Source organism: Collinsella sp. TF08-11AT (assembly GCF_003437035.1).
Taxonomy (GTDB): domain Bacteria; phylum Actinomycetota; class Coriobacteriia; order Coriobacteriales; family Coriobacteriaceae; genus Collinsella.
Window position 1 is genome coordinate 183337 of the sequence record NZ_QSRL01000002.1, and the last position, 23481, is coordinate 206817.

The window sequence follows — 23481 nt, forward strand, 5'->3', positions numbered from 1 at the left end:
TGTGGCGGCGCGGTTTGTCGCAGCAAAGTAAACCACGGTGAACTATATTGTTTTCAGCAACGGAGCAGGCAATAGGCGATGAAAAAGCCTGCCCTGTTGAGTTTGATTCGCATTCCTCCCCTCTGTGCGATTCAACGGTGTACTTCGGGAACAGGCCCGCTGGCAACTATCTGCCAGCGGGCCTGTTCCTGTTTCGGTGAGGATTTAGCCTCACCGTCTATGTTGTGCGAAGGCGCTTTGCCTAGTACACCATGCCCATGGCGTCCTGAACCTCGGCCAGGGTCTGCTCGGCAATCTCGTTGGCGCGACGGTTGCCCTCGTGCAGCACGTCCTTCACATAGTCCAGATCGTTCTCATAGCGCTGGCGACGCTCGCGGATCGGCGCGAAGTACTCGTTGACGGCCTCGGTCACGTACTTCTTGAGCTGGCCGGAGCCGCCCATGCCAATCTCCTCGGCAATCTCGACTTCGGAACGGCCGGTGCAGATGGCGGCCGTCGAAAGCAGACCGGACACGCCGGGGCGGTTCTCGGGATCGAACGTGATCATGCGCTCAGAATCGGTCTGGCTCTTCTTGATGCGCTTGGCCGTCTCCTCGGCGGTCATCGAGATGTTGATGGCGTTGCCGTAGCTCTTGCTCATCTTGCGACCGTCCAGGCCGGGCAGCAGCGGGGTCTCGGACAGCAGCGCGTCGACCTCGGGGAACACCTTGCCGTAGCGGTTGTTAAAGCGGCGGGCGATGGTGCGGGTGAGCTCGATGTGCGGCAGCTGGTCGCGACCGACGGGCACCACATTGCCCTTGCAGAACAGGATGTCGCAGGCCTGGTGCACCGGGTAGGTGAGCAGAAGGCCGGTGAGCTCGTGGCCCGAGGCCTCCATCTCGGCCTTGACCGTGGGGTTGCGCGCCAGCTCGGCCTCGGAGACCAGCGACAGGAACGGCAGCATGAGCTGGTTGGCGGCGGGCACGGCGGAGTGCGCGTAGATCATGGTCTTGTCGGGGTCGATGCCACAGGCAAGGTAGTCCATGACCATGTTGTACACGTTGTCCTGGATGTGCTCGGTCGTGTCGCGGTCAGTGATGACCTGGTAGTCGGCGATGAGCACGTTGGTCTTGGCGCCCATGTTCTGCAGCTCAACACGGCCCTTAAGGGTGCCAAAGTAGTGACCCAGATGCAGACGGCCGGTGGGGCGGTCGCCGGTGAGCATGGTGAACTTGTCGGGCGTCTTGGCCAGGCCCTCGCGAATGGCGTTGCTCTTTTGCAGCGCGACTTCGTAGCTGTTCTCGTTTGGCATGATTGCTCCTAACGTATGTTCATGGGTCAAGATGATAACGCGTTTATTGGAGGGGCGGGTCGTAAGTAGGCGAGGGGCGGGAGAGCGGCGGCATGTGCGATGGGCGCGGCGTGGCTGCGCGTTTGGCCGGCGGCGCCTGGGCGCATCCTCGGCAGCTTACCCTAGCGCCTGTGGTGGCGCTCTTCCTTACGTTCCTCGGCTGCCTGCTCCTCCTGCTTAAAGGCGGGGTCGTCGGGGGTGACGAGCTCATCCTCGTGCGTGCGCTTGTTGTAATGGTGGCGCAGCACGGGCTCAAACAGATGTAGATGCTTGGCAAAGGCCGCCGAGCCAATGGCGAGCACGGTAAAGATGAGCACGCGCATGGGCACCTCGACCTGGTTGATCGCGGCGGCGCCGGCCGAAAGCATAATGCACCAGGCATAGATGAGCAGCACAGCCTGCTTTTGGTTGTAGCCCTCTTGGATCAGGCGGTGGTGGATGTGGCCCTTGTCGGCCTGCCCGATGCTAATGTGGGCGCGCTTGCGGCGCACGATGGCGCTAAACGTGTCGATGATGGGCACGCCGGCAACGATGAGCGGGATGATAAGCGAGGTGAGCGCGGCGGTGCGGCTCACGTTGAGTAGCGAGATGGAGCCCAGCGCAAAGCCCAGAAGCAGCGACCCCGAGTCGCCCAAGAAGATGCTTGCGGGGTTGAAGTTGTAGCGCAAAAAGGCCAGACAGGCGCCAAAGAGCGCAATGGAGAGCGCGGCGGCGTCGATGCGGCCCGAGAGAACGGCCATCGAAAACATGGTGAACGACGCGATGCCGCAGATGCCCGTGGCTAAGCCGTCGAGGCCGTCGATGAGGTTAATGATGTTGGTGAATGCCACTAGGTAGATCACGGTGATGGGGTAGGCGAGCCATCCGAGCATGATCTCGCCGGGGGCAAACGGGTTGACGATGACGCCGATGCGCAGGCCGCCCACGCAGGCGATGAGCGCGGCGAGGACCTGTCCGGCTAGCTTTTGCTTGGGCTTGAGCTGGAAGACGTCGTCGATAGCGCCGGTCGCAAAGATGACGGTAAAAGAAAGCGCAAGTATGGGGTAGCTGATGTGCAGACGGGGGTGGGGCACCAAAACGGGCGGCCAACCCAGGTACCAGGTGCCTAGGATTTGCACAATACAGGCAACGACCAGGCCCAAAAACACCGCCGTTCCGCCCAAACGCGGGATGGGCTTGGTGTTGATGCGGCGCTTAGAAGGATAGTCGACGGCGTCGAGCTTAATTGCCAGGCGCTTGACCAGGGGCACCGTGAGGAAGGTCGTGATAAAGGCCGCCGCTGCCACGCATAGATACGGTATGTAGCTCGGGGATGAAGCCATGAATCTAAAAACCGCCAAGCGTCGAAGGAAAAGGTCAAAGGTTGCTAAGCGCAAAGGGCATAGCTGAACCATGATACTCGACCACGGGGGGTGCATGGAATTGCATGCAGCGATAATCACGCGCTTACCAGATATTGGGATGTTGTCGATGGCTTGTCGGGATACCGGCGGGGATCCATATGGGCTGTAATGGTGGTTTTCGGCAAATGAAAACCACCCCCCACGTTACGAAAATGAACCCACCTAAAACAGGTGGGTGCCCTCATCGACTGTTCCAGCGTCCTTAACAACGAAGGATACCTGTACTAGGTACGACTGTGTGGGCTCCCTAAATAAACGCGACGGTTCACCCAGTTGCTCCGCGGGGGGCGGAATACCTACATCATAAAGCGGCACTTTGTGGATTCCAGTCTTGACATTACAAAAATCGTGTCGGACGATTACGGCGCCTTAGGGACGGAGTCGTCTACGCGGCCTGGCCCTTTACGTTTGAGCTGCTGAATCGTTGTTTTGGAGCATGTTTTTATGCCGACGCCGTTGACCGAACTTTTTTCGCCCGCCTGCCATTTGTGTCCGCGCCGTTGCGGTGCGGTGCGCGACGAGGGTGCGCACGGCGTATGCGGTGCCGATGACACGCTCAAGGTGGCCCGCGCGGCGCTTCATATGTGGGAGGAGCCGCCTATCTCGGGCGAGGCCGGTTCGGGCACGATCTTCTTTAGCGGCTGCTCGCTCAAATGTATCTATTGCCAGAACCACGAGATCTCGACGGGCAATTTTGGGCTTGAGATTTTGCCCGAGCGTTTGGTCGAGATTATGCTGGAGCTGCAGGACCAGGGCGCCAATAACATCAACCTGGTGACGGCGACGCACTATGCGCACCTGTTGCCTGCCGCGATTGCCGCAGCTCGGGAGCGCGGACTGGTCATTCCAATCGTCTACAACACGAGCGGTTATGAGCGTGCGAGTGCCGTGGCGGCGCTCGGCGATTTGGTCGACGTGTGGCTTACCGACTTTAAGTATGCCAATGCGGCGCTTGCGCAGTCACTCTCTCGTATTAAGGACTACCCGCGCGTGGCTGTGTCGGGTCTGGCCCAGATGGCGCGCGAAATTGAGCGCCGCGGGGGAGAGCTGGTAGACGGGGACGGGCTCATGAAACGCGGCATAATCGTGCGTCATCTGGTGCTGCCGGGGCATGCGGACGATTCGTGCCGCGTGTTGGACCTGGTGTGGCAGACGGCGGGCGACGTGCCGATCTCGGTCATGAACCAGTACACGCCCAATGCCCTCATGCGCGAACAAGGCGGCGACCTGGCGCGCGCCGTGACGCGCGAGGAGTACGAGCAGGTGCTCGACCATGCCGACGACCTGGGCTTTACGACGATGTTTTGGCAAGAAGGCGGAGCGGTAGACGAGAGCTTCACCCCGGCGTTCGACACCACCGGCGTCCTCACCAGCGCAAAGTAGTGCGCTCGACGATGATTTTTCTGGGACGGGGATTAAAAAATCATCGAGAGGATCGCCTGCTCGAAAAGTTGTCAAAATAGCCGCGTCCCAAAAAGACTGGGTATTGGGCGTTGACAGTTGGCGAGCCGTAGGTAAAATATCAACTTGTCTTGGGGACGTAGCTCAGTTGGGAGAGCGCTGCCGTCGCATGGCAGAGGCCGAGGGTTCGACTCCCTTCGTCTCCACCCTTGGATTTGATAAGCCGCTGACATTGTGTCGGCGGCTTTTTTGTGAGTAAACCTTTTGAAGCTGCTTTATTTGCCTTGGGCCCACGCCTGCTGTCCAATTTGTTGCTCAATATTTAATGATCTCACAGCGGTAAACTAGGTGTGTCTGATTTGAAAGAATGACCAGTGGTTTTCCCTGCGGAAAGGTGCGCCCGTGAGATCGGAGAATGAACGAGTTCACTATAGGACTAGGTTTGAGCTTCGTCCTTGTAAGGAAAACTCACTTGCAATTGTTTCAGCTTATAAATCGGTTTTTTATTGGGTCTTAAGCAAGGAACAGCGTCGCCAGCGCGCCTCAACGATCAGGGGGCTTCTTAAAGATGGCGAGAATCAGCGCAAGTTTCTGCAGGGCGGCTTCAGCTATCCAGAGGAATATTCGGGAGGCGCCACATCTCTCGATTACGCTGCGCTTTGCACGCGAGCGTTTTATTCCGGTGAAAAGAATATACCTGATGCCTGGGTACTTGAGTATGACGAGCCGGATAGCACGACAGCCTTCAGACATTGGCATACCTGCATCGGCTTTAAGTCGATGCAGGACGGTGCTTGCGAAGTCAACATCAAAGTTTCTTACTACACGCTGTCAAACTATGTTGGCCGCCCTTTGCCGGAGCCTCGCCCCAATATCCCTCGCTTTGTCAGAGATCTCTTCTCGCTTGATGGCTGCCATTCGTTTATCGGAGAGACTGCTGTCAATACCAAGCTGAGCATTCTTGAGCCAATGACGTTCGAGCAATCTTTCGCTTTGCCTTTGTGCGACAAACAGCGTGGACTTCCCTTTGTCGTTATCACGAGTGACCATTGCGGCCATTATCCTGTTTCGGATATGGAGGGTCTCGCTCGTAATTTAATGGGCATCGCCAACGTGTATGCAGTCAACCTTTCCAACGATCGCATGCGCACCTGCCTGTTTGACCTCTTTGGTTATGAGGGCATCGCTTTCCAGTACAAGTGCCCTTCCGAGTCTCTGACCATCTATCGAGCGGGCATTGAGCTGGATAATGAAAAGTGCCTCTCCAGCCGAATGGTCATCAACAAGTCTAAGCTTGCGAACTACGGTTCCTCGCTGCTGGATGTGCTCAACCGCAGTCTTGGTCGCAGCTATCTAAAGGGCACTGCTGAGTTCTTGGATACGAGTGATATCGAGTGGCACAAGAGTAGGGCGGAGTTATCGCAACTTAAGTCACGTCTGGAACAGCTGCGAAACGAAAGCCGGCGCCATGCCGAGGAGGCTGCAAAGCGCGAGACCGAGCTCGCTTCGAGCGTAAGTCGGGAGTCGATTGACGAGCTGCTTCAACTTCTTAAGGCTGAGCGTGAAAGCGTTGCGGAATGGCAAAGCCTTGCCGAACTGTATTCGACGTCAAACGATGAGCTTCAGCGAAGAATCAATGCCCTAGAAAGCAATGACGATCGAGCAGAGCTCGAAGACAAGGTCTCGAACCTCCAGTTTCGATGCGAGCAAGCGGAGGGTCGCGCTGATCAGCTTGCGAACGAGAACGCCGCACTCAAAAAGGAAGAGGCGGCGATCGATTCGCTCACGGTATTTCCTAAGTCGCTTGAAGAGCAACTCGTCCTCGTGTCCAAGCTTTGGGCCACAAGGATTGTCGTTCTTCCCGAGGCTTTTGATTCTGCCAAACGCTATACAAACGGCGATGCCGATGAGCAGTGGAGAGTTCTCGCCTCTGCGGCTACCGTGTTATGGAAGCTAAAGTTCCAAGAAGTGTGTATGACGGATATCTGCTCCGCCTTCACCAACCAGACGGGTATCGAGATGACGCTCACCGAGACCAAGGCGACTAAGGCTAATCAGGATTGCGTGAGGTTGAGGCAGCGCTCCTATAAAGGAAGGACCGTCGATATCACGCCGCACCTCAAGGGTAAGGGCAAGAGCAAGATGGATCCGTTCCGTTTGCATTTTTATTTTGATGAAGAGAGCCAAAAGATTGTCATCGGCCACTGCGGGTGTCACTTGCTGACAGCCGGAACAGGCAAAGTTAAATAAATGCTGTCCCCTAAGGACGGTATACTGGCGTGAAGGAATGAAGCGGAGGGCCTCATGAATTTTGAATTTATTAAGCCGGTCCCAGGGCTCGGCAATTTATACGAAACTTGTAAAAACGCTGAGCTTCTTGCACTCAATGTGCCTGCAATGAGCTGCGTTTCTTCTCGTAGCGCACTCGAGTTTATAGTCCGACTTATCTATCGTTCTGTTGTTGGGGACGACCGCGGGATGGATCTGTTCAGCCTGGTCACTAACGAGGATTTTGTTCGCTACATTAATGACCAGACGATTATCGATGCGATTCATGTCGTTCGCGTTAATGGCAACAATGGCGCTCATGGCAGGACGGTAACAGCTCCCGTTGCATGTCAAACGCTTGAGCAGCTCCAGTACGTGTTGGGCGAGACGCTCATGAACATGAACGAGATCGATGACTATCCGTCTTTTGTTTCTCCTCTTGACGCCGTCCGTGCACGTCAGGCATCGCGTCCCACGGGAGCACCTGCCGAGGCTCCCAGTAACTCCGAGTCTCCTGCTGTCGCTGAGCCAGCTGCACTCGTGACACCCTTGGGCAAAGACGGCGAGCACGGCTCCCAGTGCCCTGATGAGGCTATCGAGCTCACCGAAGAGGTCGTCGCGCGCTTTGCCCCTTCGCTTAGAAAGACGAAGTTTGTTGTTACCAAGGGTCACGATCCTCGCGAAAACAGGAAGCTGTACCTTGATGCACTGCTTTGCGAGGGCGGTTGGAAGATCGCGCTCAACGCCAATCAACAGTATCCCGAGGTGGCCTCTATTGATATGACGTTGGATGACGGCACTTCGGTCGATTACGTTCTTTGCGGAAGGGATGGTCGACCCCTTGCTGTCGTCGAATACTCGGCTGACGAGGGCAATCCGCTTGCCAATAGGGAGCGCGCCAATCATGCCGTCGATATGCTCGAGAAAAAATACGGTTATCGTCCTACGGCGTACTACTCAACTGGATACCGGTTGTTCTGTATCGACCCCCTTGGGTTCCCGCCGCGCCGCGTGGCTGGGTTCCATACCATCGATGAACTCGAATTACTTAAACAACGCGTTGACACGAGGGCCAACATCTCCAATCCGGTGATTGACGACGCGATTACCAATCGTGATTATCAAAAGGAAGCAATTAAGAACGTCTGCAATGCATTCATGAACGGGCGCCGCCGAAGCGTCGTGGTCATGGCTACCGGCACGGGTAAGACCCGTGTCGCCATCTCCCTTGTTGACGTTCTGCTGAGGGGCGGCTGGATAAAGAACGTTCTGTTTTTGGCTGACCGAACGAGTCTCGTTCGTCAGGCCCATAAAAACTTTACGAAGCTGCTGCCCAATATAACGACGTCAATTATTTCGGGCGGCAGCCTCAATCGTGATCTGAATGCTCGAATTTTATTCTCGACGTATCAGACGATGATTAAGAAAATCGACGAGGACTCTCGCGACTTTAGTATTGGGCGTTTTGACCTGGTGATCATCGATGAGGCCCATCGTTCCATTTTTGGCAAGTATCGCGCGCTCTTTGAGTATTTCGACTCTTTGATGGTTGGCTTGACGGCCACGCCCCGTAGTGAAGAGTTTAAGAGCACGTTTGAGATGTTTGGCGCAGAAAACGGTGAGCCCGATTACGCTTACGAGCTGGAACAAGCGGTTCATGATGGTTATCTGGTGGGCTATACCGTTTTGGATAGGACAACCGAGGCCCTTCGCCATGGCATCGTTTATGACGACCTCTCTGTCGAGGACAAAGAGAAGGTAGATAGTGAGTTTGGCTTAGCGGGCGATGGCGCTGACGATTCTTTGAGTCAGGATCTTTCCGGCTCTGTTATTAAGCTCAGCGGTAAGGTTATCAACAAGAGCACGATTGACGTCATGCTCGGCGAGCTGATGGAAAATGGCATCAAGGTCGATGCTGGCGACAAGCTGGGCAAAACGATAATCTTTGCCAAGAGCCACTATGAGGCGCTGATGATTGCGGAACGCTTTAACGTGCTGTTCCCTAATGAGGGCGTCGATTTTTGCAAGTGCATTGATAGTCAGATCGACGGGGCGCTTGAGCTCATTGACTCTTTCTCTGAACGCGATAAGATGCCCCAAGTTGCTGTGAGCGTCGATATGCTCGATACCGGTATCGACGTCCCCGATGCCGTAAATCTTGTCTTCTTCAAGGCTACCAGCTCGAAGATTAAGTTTCTGCAGATGCTTGGTCGCGGAACGCGTTTGTGTCCAGACCTGTTTGGTCCGGGCGATGACAAGGCTTGCTTTTATTGCTTCGACTTCTACGATAATTTCAGATACTTTGGCACGACATCCTCTTGGTCCGCAGAAGACGGTTTCTTTGAAACCTCCAAGTCCGTCAAGAGTGCGTCCGTTCGCATTAATGAGCTCAAGTTTGATATATTCCGACAGCTTCTGGCTGAGCCGAATCTGAGCGGTTTTGATAAAACGTATTTCGACGAACTCTATTCCTATTTTTCGTGCGGCGTTGCTGACCTCAATAACGATGCGTTCGAAGTCAATCGCAATATTGCTTATGTCAATAAATATCGCGCAGAGGACAAGCTGCTTTGCCTTGACAAGGACGAGGTCGATGAATTTAAGACGCGCGTCCTTTCGCTGCTTCCGCGTGAGTCCTGCTCTCTTAAGGTGAAGAGTTTCGATGCTCTTGTCTTGACCGTGGAGTCCGAATATAAGAAGAGACTTGATGAAGGCAAAGACCCTGCGACTATTCGCTTTGGCCTTTCTCAGTTGAGTAGCGCTTTTTCCGAGCGTATGAGGGCTTTGCTCAAGCTAAAAACTATTCCTGCTGTTATGGCAAAGGAGCAGCTCATTACTTCGATGATGTCGGGAGAATACCTTCTGTCGGACTTCTCGTTTGAGCGCGCTGAGTATGTGCGAAAAGAGCTCAGGGGACTCATGAACTACATCCAGGCAGATGACAAAAACCACGTGATAGATCTGCCCGACCATATCATCGACAACGACGAACGTACTGGATTTGCTTCCGAGCTGAACTATGCAGACAAAGTCAGCGAGTACCTGCAATCCAACAACGATGTTGCCCTGGCTAAGCTCCGCGCTCTCGACGTGCTCACTCCGGACGACATTGAAGCTCTGAAGCGGGTCTTTACGTTGCAGCTGGGTACTGCCGGTGAATTTGCCTCATGGGCTGGCGTGTCTTGGGGCGATACTGCCGCTTTGGCTTTCCTGCGCAAACACGTGGGCCTTTCGGATGTCGCAGTTGAGGACAGGCTTGGTTCGATTCTGCATGATGAGCGTCTTAACGACAATCAGGCGTTATATCTTAACCAGATGGTCGACTACGCCCGTGTTAATGGCGACATTACGACCAAGGCACTTCTTGACGAGGCGCCCTTTAAGGGCAGGGATTTGATGGGTTTATTTGGGCAAGAGTTGTTCCCGCTGGTAAAGCAGGTCGTTAATATCATTCACGGCGCATTGGGCTAGTAGTTGCACATGGATATTCGCGAACTGCTGTTAAAGCATAAAAATGAACTGCTCGATGTCGACCTTAGCTGTCTCGAAGAAGAGCTCGATACGGGCGAATATGACAAGCCCTATATTGAGGGGTGCCGGGAGCTCATTGGAGGCATCCGGGACGAAAGACGACGGGCCGTTGAACGCACATCAAAGCGTGCGCGGCGTGAGGAGCGGAGCGACAAGAGAGCGGGGATGCTTCAGGAGCCCTCTCGTTCATGTGGCGATATTTCTGCTAACGGCATTGCTGGTGATTCCAATGCTATTGCGGATATCGCTGCAATATCCTCGAGCTCAAATGCCCGTGAACTGCTCAAGTCCTATATCGAGAACCATCCCGAACTTGACCAATCATTTGTGGAACAGCACATTGGATCTCTTCCCGGCGAAGCCATAGATGTATTCCTTGAGCTGCTAACGTTTGATGAGGTGTTCCTCGATAGATATTTTGATGTTCTTGATCAGGCGAAGGTCGCCCGCTTTCAAACATTTAGCGAGGAGTTCTTTATTAGGCACTATGACGATCTCAGCGAAACGATAGTTCTGAAACAGGGAGTTAACTCATGGAAGAAGAAGGCGGATCGCTCGAGAAAGCTCAATACGTTTCTTAGACTTAAGGGTGTGCAGTTTTGATAACCGTTCAGAGGGCCAAGCGACTGGTGAAGCGTGCGCTTTTGGCTAATGTCGCAACACAAAAGAAGGGCATGTCGATAACTCCTCTTCTTTCGGGAAGGCATGGCATCGGCAAGACTGCCATCCTAAAGGATATCGCTCGCGACTTGGGCGGTACGGTAATTACGATTGAAGGCGGTACTCTCAAGGAGGGCGAGATTACGGGTCTTCCTTATCAGTATCAAGCGCCTGATGGCTCAATTGCTTTTAAGTTCCTGCCCTACTACGCTGTCGATCGAATTCAGCGACAGGAGCGGGCGCTGTTCGAGTCGCTTCATGGTGCTCGGACGCAAGGGGACCAATTGGATGGTTCCGAGAATCGTTACTCTATGAACGATATTGATCCGCAGGATAAAATCAATTTCCTATTATCTGGTGTAGTTAAACCCGTCATCGTCCTTATCGACGAGATAAACCGTACCGAGAACACGGTCTATCGCGAGCTCATGAACATCTTGCTTACCAAGGAGGTCAACGGCTATCGTTTTCCTTGGTGGGTGTTTTTCGTTGGTGCCATGAATCCCAGCACGCAAAATAGTGCCTACGCTACCAACGAAATGGATCCAGCGCAGCTTGACCGCTTCTTAAAGCTCAAGGTGGGGACCGATGTTGACGAGTGGCTTGAGTATGGCGATGCCGAGGGCATCGATCCGTCTATCTTGTCATTCGTGCGCGAGAATCCTGCCTGTTTAGTCGACAATCTACGCGAGCTCGAGGATGAGGAGAAAGTGTCACCTTCCCCTCGTGGCTGGGATATGGTGGATACCATTCTTTCGAGCGAGTCCATGCTCCGATCGTTCTTTAGCGATGCCGAAAACGATGCGGCAGTGGTTCGCGAGGATATGAAGCAGCTTGTTTCCGCAAAGCTTGGCAGTACGGTTGCTGCTATGTACTTTGCAAGTTTAGTCGCTCAGGAAAAGCCGCTGGATCCCTCCGATGTTCTTGGGTCTAATCTGTCCTTGGCGGAGATGGAAAGCCGGCTGGTTGCCATGTCTGTTGCCAAAAGGGTTCAAACCTGCAATCTGCTTCTGGGCCATCTTAAAGATAATGTCGGCTTTATGCGTCTTGATGCGAGTGGATTTAAGCGGACTAAGAAGAGGCTTTCTTCCTTTGTGTCGGCGCTTGACCCGTCAACAAAGCTGCTGTTTGCCCAAAAAGTCGCTGGGGCTACATCAAATGAGGGTGAGAATTTGCTCGAACTCTTCTATGACGTATTCGAACGCGACTTGATTTCTGCTCTGGATCTCTCCGATCAGACGCGCAGGGCAATCGAGGCAGAGTGATGCTATGGAGGGTTCGGACAACATTGCCAAAGTGCTCGATGACGCCAAAGCACTCATCGAGCAATATGAGACAACTATAAATCTCGACCTCCTTGTAGAAATCGAAGCCTTATTTAATCGGTTCGCTCAGCTTGTGACTACATTTCTCATCTCTGAGCGAGACTTGTATTACGGCTATTTTTTCTTGTCCATGCGCTTTCAGGCGGTTTTCGGCGAACAGCTTATCGCTGGCATTCGATTGAACGAATACCCCGCAACGTTTGCTGCAAACCCGTTGTTGCTGTTCAAGTTTTCGCTAAAGGAGATCATCTTTATCTTCTGCCATGAGGTCGACCACGTTGTGTTCAACCATCCGGCGGAGATGTCCAAGGCGATCCGGTCAACCGAAGCTGATGTGCGCGAGCGTTTTAACTACGCTGCTGACGCATCGGTTAATGACATGCTCAGCAGGGAGATTGCACGAGGCAAGAAGTTTTTGAAGGCTCCTGAAGGAGCAGTCACGTCCAAAACGCTTAAAGGTAAGTTCGGCCTCGTCAACGTTGCCCCGCTGCAGTCGTATCGTTACTACTTTGACCTGATCAAAGGCTTAAAGATTGCAAACGGTGACGAAGGTCCGTCGCGCGGCGTGGCGCCAGTGCCCGGCGCGAGTGGCAGGTTTGTTGCTGGCAGGGTTACTTCTTCCGGAGAGAGCGCTCCGCGCGGCCTTGAGTTATCCCGTGAAGGCCGCGGTGAGGTTCGGTCGAGTTCGTCATCGCTGACGGATCATGCCTGGATGGCGTCTGATGCGGGCAGCTTTGAGATGTCATCGACGGAAGATATCTCCGAAATGACTCGTCAGCTTTTGCGGGACGTGAACGAAATGATGAGCGAAGAAACGCGTTCGCTCATGCCAGGTCGCTTTTCGCGCGCTGTTGCGCGGGCTTACGAGCCACCTCAGATTGACTGGGCTGCCATGTTTAAGCGTTATGTAGGAACTGTCTCGTCCGAGAAGGTTAAGACGCGATCTCGCTTAAACCGAAGACAGCCGCTTCGATTTGACCTGTCCGGGGCTCGCGATAGTAAGGTCGTTAAGGTTGCTGTCGCAATCGACACATCCGCCTCGATGAGCGACGATCAACTAAAGGCTGTATTTGGCGAGATCTTGGGCATTCTGTCACGGCATCCGTTTGAGCTGACCGTAATTGAGTGCGATTCTGCCGTCCAGCGTGTTTATCGCCTTGATAGCGCCGCGGACATTTCCGCATGCGTCATGGGTAGGGGAGGTACGGCATTTACGCCAGCCATTCGCTACGTCAACGATCATCGGTGCTATCGCGATGCATTGTTGATCTACTTTACTGACGGATTTGGGGAGCGTCGCATCCCGCGGCCTCTGACCTATCGAAACTTGTGGGTTGTTACAGGCGATAAGAACAACCTTTCTGTTGAGGAGCCTTACGGAATGGTGCTTTCGCTTGAAGGGGAGCGGTGATGGATCGGGATTGCAACCGGGTATTGAGCCCGCAAGAATATATTGAGCAGCAGCTCGTCCGCGCCTATGGGAAAGTCCCGTGTGATGCGTCCCTCGATGTCGAGGCCCCATTTGTCGAAGGTTCTCGTTGCGCGGTCGAACTTGATCGGTTCGAGCGGAGCCGAGAGGCGCGTGAAGCGTGCATTGCGGCCCATGGTGCGGTTTGCTCCGTATGCGGATTCGATTTTGGCAAGGCTTATGGCCCGCGCTTTAGTGGCATTGTCCAGGTGCACCATATCGTCCCGCTGTCTGTTGTGGATAGCGAACATGACGTTGACCCGGTGACAGACTTGATACCGGTATGCCCAAACTGTCACGTCGCGCTTCATTCCAAGCCTGGAGGTGTCTATGCGCCTGAGGAGCTTCGAGACATTATGAGCGCCGTTGGTCGAACCGGTATGGCGTAAGTGACATGTAATAAACGATAATGGCATCGGTCCATTTAGGAACAATAAATGACGTTGGGAGTTTTATATGATCACCGGTGAACTTAAAAGCAAGGTCGATGGTATTTGGGATATTTTTTGGTCGGATGGCGTGGCAAACCCACTTACCGTCATTGAGCAGCTGACTTATCTCATGTTCATTAAAATTCTCGATGATAACGAGCTTAAAAAGGAATCGAACGCGGCCCTTTTGGACATGCCGGTCAGCAATCCCGTCTTTGATGCCGATCATCAAAATTGCCGCTGGAGCAAATTTAGAAACTACGAGCCTCAAGCTATGTTCGACAACATGCAACAAAACGTGTTTCCCTTTATTAAAGAAGGCCTTGGTTCCGATAAGGACGCGGCGTTTGCCAAATACATGAAGGATGCCACCTTTGTAGTGCGAAGCGCCCGTACGCTGACGAAGGTCGTCGATAAGCTCGAGGAAATTGACCTGGCAAATAAGGACATCATGGGCGATGTCTACGAGTATCTGCTCTCCAAGCTGTCGACGAGCGGTACGAACGGTCAGTTCCGCACGCCCCGTCATATTATCAGCATGATGGTTGAGCTTATGGAGCCGACTCCCCAGGATGCAATTTGCGATCCCGCTATGGGCAGTGCTGGCTTTATCTGCGGTGCCGCTCAGTACATCAAGGAACACTATTCGACAGAGCTGATGGACTCTGCCGTGCAAGAGCGCTTTCAGACTACGATCTTCTCGGGTCACGATACCGATTCGACTATGATGCGCATTGGCGCCATGAACATGATGCTACATGGTGTTGAGGCTCCGAATATCACACAGCTCGACTCGCTGTCCGAGGATAACGGCGTTCGCGATGCGTATACGCTTATTATGGCCAATCCTCCCTTTAAGGGCAGTCTGGACAACGAAGCAGTCTCTAAAGATTTGCTGAGTACGGTATCGACCAAAAAGACCGAGCTGCTTTTCTTGGCGCTCTTCCTTAAGAGCCTCAAGATCGGCGGTCGCTGCGCTTCGATTGTCCCTGATGGCGTCTTGTTTGGCTCGCAGAAGGCGCATAAGAGCATCCGAAAGGAAATCATTGAGAACAACCGTCTGCAAGCGGTGATCTCAATGCCTTCCGGCGTCTTTAAGCCTTATGCGGGTGTTTCTACCGCTATCCTTATCTTTACGCGTACCGACAACGGCGGTACCGATAACGTGTGGTTCTACGACATGCAGGCAGATGGCTTTAGCCTGGATGACAAGCGTGATCCTATTGACACTAACGATATTCCCGACATCATTGAACGCTTCCATCATCTGGATGCCGAGATGGGTCGCGCCCGTACCGACAAGAGCTTTATGGTGCCGGTTCAGGAGATTATCGACAACGACTATGACCTGTCGATTAATAAATACAAGGAAATCGTCTACGAGAAAATCGAGTACCCGCCCACCAGCGAGATCCTCGCCGACCTCAAAGACCTTAACGAGAAGATTGCCGCCGGCCTGAAAGAGCTTGAGGCGATGTTGTAATGAATCTTTCTGTACTCCAGCTTAAAGAGTGCGTGAGTAACGCGAATAGTTTTTTGCGCGTTGCAGAGTCGATAGAGAAGGACGGCTTGTCGGCATTAGTGATGGGCAGTCTAAATCCTTTGGTTGTTAATGTCGCATTCTCTATTGAATTGTATTTGAAGTCGATTAAAGCGCATGAGTCCACGACATGCGAATATCCAACGGGGCATAAGCTTGATGAGCTATTTAAGATTCTGAAGCCTTCAACGCAACAGCAAATCAAAACCAGTTTTGCACGGCGGAGCGAAGTTCCTTTGGATGATTTGCTCAGCGAAGCAAGCAATTCGTTTGTTGAATGGCGTTACTCACACGAAAAATCTGTTGATGCTCATCCATTTGAACTAATCAAATTCGCTCAAATTCTTCGTGACTATACCGAGAAACTGTAATGGGGATAGAAATGACTGACTTAGAAGATGTGAAGGGCATCGCTGGGGCTGCCGGCAAACCCCAATTTAACGGGGAGTGGGTGAAGCTGGGATTGTGCTTTCCCTATATAAAAAACGGGATGAATGTAAAGCAGCAAAAAGGTAAATCAGGTATTCCGATAACAAGAATTGAGACGCTATCCGGCAATAGATTTAATCGCGATAAGGTCGGCTATGCCGGCATTATTTCTACGGAAGGAATTGAGGATAGAATACTGGCGGATGGCGACATCTTGATGTCCCATATCAATAGCCTTCCCTATTTGGGAAGGGCGGTTATGTATGAAAAGCAAGATGATGAGCAGATGATTCATGGAATGAATCTGCTCAGGCTGAAAGCCGATCGGAGTACGATTCGACCTGATTATGCCGCAGCTTATTTTAGATCCGAGCACTTCCGCCGCCAGATAATCCGTATTGCAAATAAATCGGTAAATCAAGCGAGTTTTTCTGTTCGGAATTTGAAAGATCTATCGTTTCCGTTGGTTACTCTCGATAGACAGAGGGATATCGTTGATAGACTTAACGTCGTCGACAATGGGATTAATGCTCTCCAACAGATGCTGCTCAGGTTTGATACCCTCGTCAAATCGAGGTTTATCGAGATGTTTGGAGATATGCGGGCCAATAGCAAAGGGCTGCCAATTGCTGTCTGGAGGGACGTACTTGTTATAAAGAACGGTCGAAATCAGAAGGCCGTTGAATGTTCTGAAGGCCCATATCCAATTTGCGGAAGTGGAGGCGTGATGTCTCGTGCATCGAGCTATATTACTTCTGCTAATTCCGTAATTATTGGAAGGAAGGGAAATATCAACACCCCGATTCTCATGAGAGAACCATTTTGGAATGTTGATACGGCTTTTGGAGTAGAACCAAATGAAGCGCATTTGACCGTTGAGTACCTTTATTGGTTTTGTCAGTGGTTCGACTTTAATAGGCTCAATAAAGCGGTCACCATTCCAAGCCTTACAAAAACTGATTTATATTCAATTCAAATGCCACTTCCTGATATAAGCTCGCAGAAGCGTTTCTCCGCCTTTGTCTGCCAGGTCGACAAACTGCGGTTTGACGTGCAGCAACAGATTGATAAACTCGAGTTGCTTAAGAGTTCTCTTATGCAGGAGTATTTTGGATAATCAATCCTCTGCCCCTTTTTACCAGCTTGTCGGTTCCGCCTTGGCCGCAGCCGTTGCCCTTAGCGACTTTTTTGGTTTATCAAATCTGACTTTAGGGGTTATTAACATGACGACTGTTATCAATTTAATTGCGGCGGGTGCAAGCGGGAGACGCGCTGTGGCCAATGGCAGCGACAAGGCTTGCCCGGGCAGAAATGCCCCGTCTCCCGCCAGTTTTATCTGGGTCTTACCTATGGTGGTTACTCCTCGACTCGGTCTCCCTGATTTGTAGGCCTGGCCAATATTTCAATGGCTTGGATACCGATTTGGGCCATCCTTTCTCTATCATCTACGAGAAAGGACTCTCATGTCGAACGATCTTTCCGAAATTGTGGTTCAAGCCATGTTGCCCCATTTGGATAATGCCCAAATGGGGCAACTTATTAACGTCCTTAACCAAGTGCTGCCGCGCTTTGTGGTTTCGCCGCGGGATGAGCTTGAGCCGGCTCCATTAGGTCCTTCCAACGATGAGCTAATACAGCTCTTTCTTGACGCGAAGCATCTTGAAGGATGTAGCTCTGCGACGCTTCGTTATTACAGAACGACCATCACCAATATGGTTGGTCGAGTCGAGAAACATATCTCGCATGTGCGGACCGAGGACGTGCGAACGTACCTATCTCGTTATGAAAAAGATTCGTGTTGTAGCAAAGTAACGGTCGATAATGTGAGAAGAATCATCTCGAGCTTTTTCTCCTGGCTCGAGGTCGAGGATTATATACTTAAAAGCCCAGTGAGGCGTATACATAAGATAAAGTCGCTGCGGCCTGTTAGGGAAATCTATTCTGACGAAGTTCTCGAGAAAATGCGGGACGGCGCGCGAACGGCTCGCGACCTAGCGATGGTTGACCTGCTTGCATCAACGGGTATGCGTGTCGGCGAGCTTGTGAAGCTCGACCGCAGTGATGTCGATTTTGAACATCGCGAATGCGTTGTGCTCGGGAAAGGCAATAAGGAGCGCGTAGTCTACTTTGATGCCAGGACTAAGATCCATCTCCGAGAGTATTTGAGTTCGCGCACCGATGGGTCTTCAGCTCTATTCGTTTCACTTTCGGCTCCCCATAGGCGTCTTAAGGTTAACGGGGTCGAATCTCGCCTAAGAGATCTTGGACGGGAGTTGGGGTTGGGTCGTGTCCATCCACATAAGTTTCGGCGCACCTTGGCTACGAAGGCCATCGATAAGGGGATGCCAATCGAGCAAGTTCAGCGTTTGCTTGGGCATGCAAATATCGACACGACGCTTATGTACGCCATGGTTGATCAAGGAAATGTGAGGGCCTCTCATCGCAGGTACATAGCGTGAAAGGCTTTGTTAAATGCAGTAAAACCCCAATTTAGCGGGAATGGGACGAATATTGCGCTTGGTGAGCTCTGCGAAATATTGAACGGATATGCATTCAAAAGCAAACGTTATGTAGACGAAGGTATTCGGGTAATCCGAATTGCCAATGTTCAAAAAGGCTATCTCGAAGATTCCCATCCTTGCTTTTACCCGGCTACAGAGAAGGGATCGATAGCCCAATTCCTGCTTTACGAGAACGATCTCCTGCTATCCCTGACTGGAAATGTTGGTCGTGTTGCGTTGCTTGATAATAAGTTCCTGCCGGCAGCCTTGAATCAACGTGTCGCTTGCTTGCGAATCAAGGATGAGTCGCTGCTGAATAAACGCTATCTATTCCATTGTCTCAATTCAATGTGCTTTGAGAATAGGTGCATCGAATCAGCTAATGGCATTGCTCAGAAAAACTTAAGCACTGTCTGGCTTAGGGGCTATGCGATTCCTGTTCCGCAAATGGATAAGCAGCTGGAAATTGCCAGAAGGTTCGATTTAATACAGGCTCAAATCAGTCGTGCAAAAGCGCAAATTGTAAAACTTGATGACCTTGTCAAATCGAGGTTTATCGAGATGTTTGGCGATTGTCGTTTGGCTAGGCAGGATCAGGACTGGAAGAGAATTGGCAACATCGGCGAGGTTCTTGGCGGCGCAACGCCCAAAACTCAAGTAGAGGAGTACTGGGGAGGCGGATTCCCATGGCTTACGCCTGCCGAAATTGGTGATTCAATTTATGTCAATGCGACTAGCCGTACGCTGACGAGTGAGGGAGTGCGGAGTTGCTCTCTTTCGAAATTGCCCGCAGGAACAGTTCTTTTGTCTTCTCGTGCCCCAATCGGGAAAGTTGCAATTGCCGGTACCGACATGTACTGCAATCAAGGTTTTAAAAATATTGTGTGCGGCGATTCGGTGCTGCCAAGGTATCTATATTCATTGTTGATGTTTAATTCCGACTATTTGAATTCCCTTGGTCGCGGTGCGACATTTTTGGAACTATCCAAGCGGATCGTCGAGGATATAAAAATTCCCGTTCCAGCCGTTGAGTTGCAACTTCAGTTCGAGTGCTTTGCTCAAAAGGTCGACAAACTGCGGTTTATGTTGCTTGGAAACCCTTTGCCTATGTTTGGCCACCGTTCATTTTGTTGCTCAACAAATAGTGGTAATGGCGGGGTTATTTTAGAGGCAAAGGATTATTAAGCCCCGGCGCTTTAATGCAGCTCGGATGCGTATGGAGGATGGTCAGCATGGCTGAATCCAAGCTTTCTGAAATTTTTATTCGTCGTGTTGATGAGATCACGGCTCAGCTAGATAGCGCTAAGTCTGCAGTATTCTTTCAGGGCCTTACGCCGTGCATGTTGCGTGAGCTTGCGGGGCATCCTTCTGCCGTATGGGGGCTTGCCGATGCCATTGATTCCAATGGATGCTTGGGCTTGGATTTACTTGCGCAGCTCAAAAAGAGCGCCTTTGGATGCCTGATGAATGAAGATGGACCCGTCCTTCTGCCATACGAAGTTTTGATTGACCTGCGCGGCGCTGTCGGCGAACTGTATGAGGGCAACATTGTAGTTGTTCGCAACAACCTGTTTGATGACATGGGGGAGTATCCTTCGCCGGCTTCAGCCGAGGCACTCGGCGAGGCTGCTCGCGAATTGGACGGGTCACCCAAGGGCGCCACTGCCGACAAGTACTATGCAAGTGTTCGACGGGTCGGTGATGGCTATCTGACGATGCCGGTGACGGTGGACGATGCCATTTCGCTCTCTTATATTGACTTGTTCGAAGTGCCCCACACCATGCCACAATTTGATGCCTCTGCTACGGGTGCCCGGGTTGTTGTTCCCGGCGATGAGTATGCTGCATGCCGTTTGGCCCTGTGTGATGACAATGCTCAGCCTGTTAGTTTTATTGTTGATGACCAGTTGTTTGAGGTGCGAGAGCAGTCGGAGAGACTCGTAACGCTTGTCCATACTGCTTCTCTTCTATCTGCAATTGATGTTCCCTTCGCCATTGTTGCTCAAAAACCGCAGCAAGAGTCCGAAGTTCCCAACGGTAATCGACTCCTTCCGATTCTTAAACGCTACTGGGGGAATGACGCAGACTTCCGTGAGTTAAAAATATATAAGGAGCCCTCGAGGGGCAAGGAGATGCAGGTCGTCTCTCAGGGTGAAATAGCGTTTTTTGCCGTCGAGCAAGCTGAGCGGGCTCAGAGGGGGGAGGATGGTTTCTCGAACATCTTTGTGACGGCGCCTACCGGTGCGGGTAAATCTTTGCTGTTCCAGTTGCCTGCCTTGTATCTTGCCTTGGAATACAACCTTTTGACGCTCGTGATAGAGCCGCTCAAGTCGCTTATGCACGATCAGGTCGCCGGACTTAAGGCTCGTGGGGTCAAAGGCGTTATTGCCCTTAATTCTGACATCTCTTACCAGCAGCGCCTGGAGGGATATCGTAAGATTGCAGATGGTTCGGTATCGATCGTCTACCTCGCGCCTGAGCTTCTGCTGGAGTCTTCAATTGACACCATTTTGAATGGTCGCCGTTTGGGCTTGGTGGTTGTTGACGAGGTGCATACGGTATCTTCTTGGGGTAGGGAGTTTCGACCTGATTATTGGTATCTGGGCTCTTACCTTAAGAGGCTCAGGGCTAATGGGGGATCGTTCCCAATCTTTTGCCTTACCGCTACCGCCGTTTATGGTGGCAAGGACGATATGGTCGCCGGTACGTTGCGCGATCTTGAGCTGGACAATTGCAAACTGTATATCGGTAGCCCTCGACGCGATGATATCGATTTCGATATCCGCTGTCTCGATAAGGCCGACCACCCCGGTTTGATCGAGGACGTTAAACGCGATCTTGCCATCGACTGGATTTGTAACGCGGTCGCACAAAACGACCATGCGCTGGTGTACTGCCCTTATAGGACTCAGGTTGCCCAAATCGTTGAGAACCAGCCGTGCGGTAGTAAGGTTCTCGGCTTTCACGCTGGGTACGAAAGGGATTACAAGAAGTACGTTAGCGAGGCGTTTTCTTCGGGTCAGTGTCGCGTGATGGTCGCAACCAAGGCGTTTGGCATGGGTGTTGACATTAGCGACATTAACGCCGTCTACCACTATGCCCCAACGGGCAACCTTTCAGATTACGTGCAAGAGATCGGTCGAGGAGCGCGCAAGAAAGGGCTTCGCGCCGTGGCGACAGTTGATTTCTTTGCTCAAGACGTGCGCTATGCTCGACAGTTGTATTCGCTTTCCGGTTTTTATCAGTGGCAACTCAAAGAAATCATGGCAAAGCTCTACAGGATGTACACCAGTAAGCCTGTCGGCAAACGCACTGAGAATATGCTGGTTTCGCCGGACTCTTTTTCTTATCTGTTTGCCAGGGAGTCTGACCGTACTAAGAAAACCAACTTGGTTAAGTCGGCTTTGATGATGGTCGCGCGCGATTTGGAAGACCGGTTTAACTACCCCGTGATTATCGTTAAACCGAAGCCTTCGTATACAACGCAATACGTTTGCATTAACAAAGACCAAGAGGAGTATTTCCTCCGTCGGTATGGTCGATATGTCGAACTTTTGACAAAGGGGAATACGCGAGTTGAAAGGCATGAGGGACAGGGTGATGTTCAGGTTCGCGATATGGGCGGAATCTACTGCCTCCAGGCATCGAAAATGTGGGAAGACAGGTTTCCCAATTTAACGTTCGCCGATTTTAAGCGCCGCCTATTTGGTGGTGAGATTTGTAGCGACAGCGACTCTCCGGCGGTGTCTTGCCGTCGAATTCTCGACATTGAATATCGACAGACATTTAGCTCCGTTGAGAATAAGTTCCGCAAGTATCTCGATGCAATTAAAGCTGCGCTTGAGGAGCTTATGCTCGAAGGGCGTTTTACCAAGGATGACTTCGCAAAGGCATTGCGCACACAGCTGGGGGTGACAAAGCTGCCGTTTGATGTACGACTTCTGTTTGAGGCGCTGCTTCGTCCAACGTCAAGCGGTTACAGCACGCTTGGTGATATGTCATTCAAGTGCATTGTCCGCATAGCGAATCAAAAGCATCTTGTGCAACGCAACACGCAATACAAAGTGAATCGCCAGCACCTCGAGAGCTCCATGAGATGTCTGTCCGACGCCCTGCCCAAGTTGGCTCCGAAAGAAGGGGGCTCGGGCAAGTATCGCCGACTCTTCCTGGATACGAATGGTCCCAATGTCCGCCTCTCGTTCGCTGAGGCTCTGCAGGCTCTGAACCTTGCAAGTTATGAGATTCGTGGCGGCGAGAATCCGGAAATTTCCGTTTGGGTTAAAGACGCGGATAAGTTGAAATCGCTTTCGATGGACGCACGCTACAGCAATCAAGTGCTTCGCGAGCAGGATGCGCGCCACGATTATTCTGCGCGTGTGATGAAGCGGTTCTTTGAGGTTAAGTTGTCCAATGAAGCTCGCTGGGATCTTATTGAGGACTACTTTTTGGGCAACGACGATCAAGTTGCCGCGGTGTTGGGTATTTCTGACGTATCTGCATTAGATGCTGGGGGCCTGTTTGGTCGCGAGGCGGATGATTTTAGCGATGCATCGCCAGACCCGGCGTCGGGGAATAGTTCCGAGTCCTCTAGCATAATGGCTGGCTTGCGTGCGCTACGCGAGATGCGCAACAAGACCACGCCGCTTGCTTCTCAACAAAAGGGAACGCTGACGGGAGATTTCTCTGAGGATAATGGACGTGCGCGGTCAGGGTCTCCGCGCGTAAAAATTGTTCCTCCTGTTGCGATTGTTGACGAGGGCGATTCCTTTGAAGGCTGTCCTCCGTTTAAGGTGTGGAATAAAGTCCGCGGCGATGTGACAACGACCGATGCTCTGAATGAGGCTACGGAGCTCAAGAGGGAAATCGGTAGAGTTGGTTACGAGACTCCTTTGTATCGCCCGACGCTTAAGGTCGAGAAGACCGGGGATGAGCTTCATCCGCTTTTGGCTTGGGAGGTTGCCAACGTAATGCTTTTTGATGCGTCTCAGGTTGACGAGTTTGCTCTTGTGCAAGGTGTTGCTGGCTGGACCGCGTATCTGTTGGGGCGTGGTACGGCAGCTAAGGAGTTGAAGCGAATGGTGAAAATAAGGTAGGGGATACTTAACTTGATAGCGTTCCGCCGCGAGCCGGGCTCTTGGTTGAGCAGCCACGGCCGTAACGGCGCTTGAATTGGGTCGAGTGTCGCAAACGCTTC

At 52.2% G+C, this 23481-nt stretch carries 16 protein-coding genes and 1 tRNA gene; 15 read left to right on the plus strand and 2 right to left on the minus strand.

Annotated elements, in window-relative coordinates; genetic code table 11:
- Positions 1 to 241 precede the first annotated feature (241 nt).
- Both trpS and DXC79_RS02725 read right to left on the minus strand, forming a co-directional pair.
- The gene (trpS, locus tag DXC79_RS02720) at positions 242 to 1291 is read right to left on the minus strand and encodes a tryptophan--tRNA ligase (protein ID WP_117635005.1); all 1050 of its coding nucleotides are present in this window, start codon (positions 1289 to 1291) and stop codon (positions 242 to 244) included.
- 161 nt (positions 1292 to 1452) lie between these two features.
- Positions 1453 to 2652, minus strand: coding sequence for an MraY family glycosyltransferase (locus DXC79_RS02725; RefSeq protein WP_099431892.1), 1200 nt, complete (start codon positions 2650 to 2652; stop codon positions 1453 to 1455).
- A 525-nt stretch (positions 2653 to 3177) separates the two neighbouring features.
- Between DXC79_RS02725 and DXC79_RS02730 the strand changes: the two genes are divergently transcribed.
- The 15 genes from DXC79_RS02730 (at position 3178) to DXC79_RS02805 (ending at position 23380) form a co-directional block, all read left to right on the plus strand.
- Positions 3178 to 4116, plus strand: coding sequence for a radical SAM protein (locus DXC79_RS02730; protein ID WP_117635007.1), 939 nt, complete (start codon positions 3178 to 3180; stop codon positions 4114 to 4116).
- A 151-nt stretch (positions 4117 to 4267) separates the two neighbouring features.
- Positions 4268 to 4340: transfer RNA gene (locus DXC79_RS02735), tRNA-Ala, on the plus strand.
- A 196-nt stretch (positions 4341 to 4536) separates the two neighbouring features.
- Positions 4537 to 6384 (plus strand): hypothetical protein, encoded by a 1848-nt coding sequence (locus tag DXC79_RS09985; protein ID WP_147327471.1) that lies wholly within the window; start codon positions 4537 to 4539, stop codon positions 6382 to 6384.
- A gap of 54 nt (positions 6385 to 6438) precedes the next feature.
- The gene (locus tag DXC79_RS02755) at positions 6439 to 9873 is read left to right on the plus strand and encodes a DEAD/DEAH box helicase family protein (RefSeq protein WP_117635014.1); all 3435 of its coding nucleotides are present in this window, start codon (positions 6439 to 6441) and stop codon (positions 9871 to 9873) included.
- Between the two features lie 9 nt (positions 9874 to 9882).
- Positions 9883 to 10536, plus strand: coding sequence for a hypothetical protein (locus tag DXC79_RS02760; RefSeq protein WP_117635016.1), 654 nt, complete (start codon positions 9883 to 9885; stop codon positions 10534 to 10536).
- Positions 10533 to 11858 (plus strand): AAA family ATPase, encoded by a 1326-nt coding sequence (locus DXC79_RS02765; protein WP_199408628.1) that lies wholly within the window; start codon positions 10533 to 10535, stop codon positions 11856 to 11858. The genes DXC79_RS02760 and DXC79_RS02765 overlap by 4 nt, the downstream gene beginning before the upstream one ends.
- Before the next feature lie 4 nt (positions 11859 to 11862).
- Complete coding sequence (locus DXC79_RS02770) at positions 11863 to 13329, plus strand: VWA-like domain-containing protein (protein WP_117635017.1); 1467 nt, start codon at positions 11863 to 11865, stop codon at positions 13327 to 13329.
- On the plus strand, positions 13329 to 13775 hold the full coding sequence (locus DXC79_RS10310; RefSeq protein WP_117635019.1) for an HNH endonuclease: 447 nt from the start codon (positions 13329 to 13331) through the stop codon (positions 13773 to 13775). The genes DXC79_RS02770 and DXC79_RS10310 overlap by 1 nt, the downstream gene beginning before the upstream one ends.
- Before the next feature lie 67 nt (positions 13776 to 13842).
- A complete protein-coding gene (locus DXC79_RS02780) occupies positions 13843 to 15300 on the plus strand; it encodes a class I SAM-dependent DNA methyltransferase (RefSeq protein WP_117635021.1) in 1458 nt (485 codons plus the stop codon).
- Positions 15300 to 15728 carry a HEPN domain-containing protein gene (locus DXC79_RS02785; protein WP_117635023.1) on the plus strand — a complete coding sequence of 143 codons (429 nt, stop codon included), beginning with the start codon at positions 15300 to 15302 and terminating at the stop codon, positions 15726 to 15728. The genes DXC79_RS02780 and DXC79_RS02785 overlap by 1 nt, the downstream gene beginning before the upstream one ends.
- An 11-nt stretch (positions 15729 to 15739) precedes the next feature.
- On the plus strand, positions 15740 to 16903 hold the full coding sequence (locus DXC79_RS02790) for a restriction endonuclease subunit S (RefSeq protein ID WP_158550947.1): 1164 nt from the start codon (positions 15740 to 15742) through the stop codon (positions 16901 to 16903).
- Entirely contained in the window at positions 16896 to 17174 is a 279-nt protein-coding gene (locus DXC79_RS09990) for a hypothetical protein (RefSeq protein WP_147327472.1), read from the plus strand. Before DXC79_RS02790 ends, DXC79_RS09990 begins: the two co-directional genes overlap by 8 nt.
- 75 nt (positions 17175 to 17249) lie before the next feature.
- Positions 17250 to 18245: a site-specific tyrosine recombinase/integron integrase gene (gene xerA / locus DXC79_RS02795; protein WP_117635028.1), complete on the plus strand. Its 996-nt coding sequence runs from the start codon at positions 17250 to 17252 to the stop codon at positions 18243 to 18245.
- Between the two features lie 6 nt (positions 18246 to 18251).
- A complete protein-coding gene (locus DXC79_RS02800; protein WP_117635030.1) occupies positions 18252 to 19472 on the plus strand; it encodes a restriction endonuclease subunit S in 1221 nt (406 codons plus the stop codon).
- A 47-nt stretch (positions 19473 to 19519) separates the two neighbouring features.
- Positions 19520 to 23380: a DEAD/DEAH box helicase gene (locus DXC79_RS02805; RefSeq protein ID WP_158550948.1), complete on the plus strand. Its 3861-nt coding sequence runs from the start codon at positions 19520 to 19522 to the stop codon at positions 23378 to 23380.
- Positions 23381 to 23481: the final 101 nt, after the last annotated feature.

What these genes read in the sequence shown, in the direction of transcription:
- trpS (WP_117635005.1), bottom strand. Translation starts at nt 1,291, where the DNA reads ATGCCAAACGAGAACAGCTACGAAGTCGCGCTGCAAAAGAGCAACGCC.
- DXC79_RS02725 (WP_099431892.1), bottom strand. Translation starts at nt 2,652, where the DNA reads ATGGCTTCATCCCCGAGCTACATACCGTATCTATGCGTGGCAGCGGCG.
- DXC79_RS02730 (WP_117635007.1), top strand. Translation starts at nt 3,178, where the DNA reads ATGCCGACGCCGTTGACCGAACTTTTTTCGCCCGCCTGCCATTTGTGT.
- DXC79_RS02755 (WP_117635014.1), top strand. Translation starts at nt 6,439, where the DNA reads ATGAATTTTGAATTTATTAAGCCGGTCCCAGGGCTCGGCAATTTATAC.
- DXC79_RS02760 (WP_117635016.1), top strand. Translation starts at nt 9,883, where the DNA reads ATGGATATTCGCGAACTGCTGTTAAAGCATAAAAATGAACTGCTCGAT.
- DXC79_RS02770 (WP_117635017.1), top strand. Translation starts at nt 11,863, where the DNA reads ATGGAGGGTTCGGACAACATTGCCAAAGTGCTCGATGACGCCAAAGCA.
- DXC79_RS10310 (WP_117635019.1), top strand. Translation starts at nt 13,329, where the DNA reads ATGGATCGGGATTGCAACCGGGTATTGAGCCCGCAAGAATATATTGAG.
- DXC79_RS02780 (WP_117635021.1), top strand. Translation starts at nt 13,843, where the DNA reads ATGATCACCGGTGAACTTAAAAGCAAGGTCGATGGTATTTGGGATATT.
- DXC79_RS02785 (WP_117635023.1), top strand. Translation starts at nt 15,300, where the DNA reads ATGAATCTTTCTGTACTCCAGCTTAAAGAGTGCGTGAGTAACGCGAAT.
- DXC79_RS02790 (WP_158550947.1), top strand. Translation starts at nt 15,740, where the DNA reads ATGACTGACTTAGAAGATGTGAAGGGCATCGCTGGGGCTGCCGGCAAA.
- xerA (WP_117635028.1), top strand. Translation starts at nt 17,250, where the DNA reads ATGTCGAACGATCTTTCCGAAATTGTGGTTCAAGCCATGTTGCCCCAT.
- DXC79_RS02805 (WP_158550948.1), top strand. Translation starts at nt 19,520, where the DNA reads ATGGCTGAATCCAAGCTTTCTGAAATTTTTATTCGTCGTGTTGATGAG.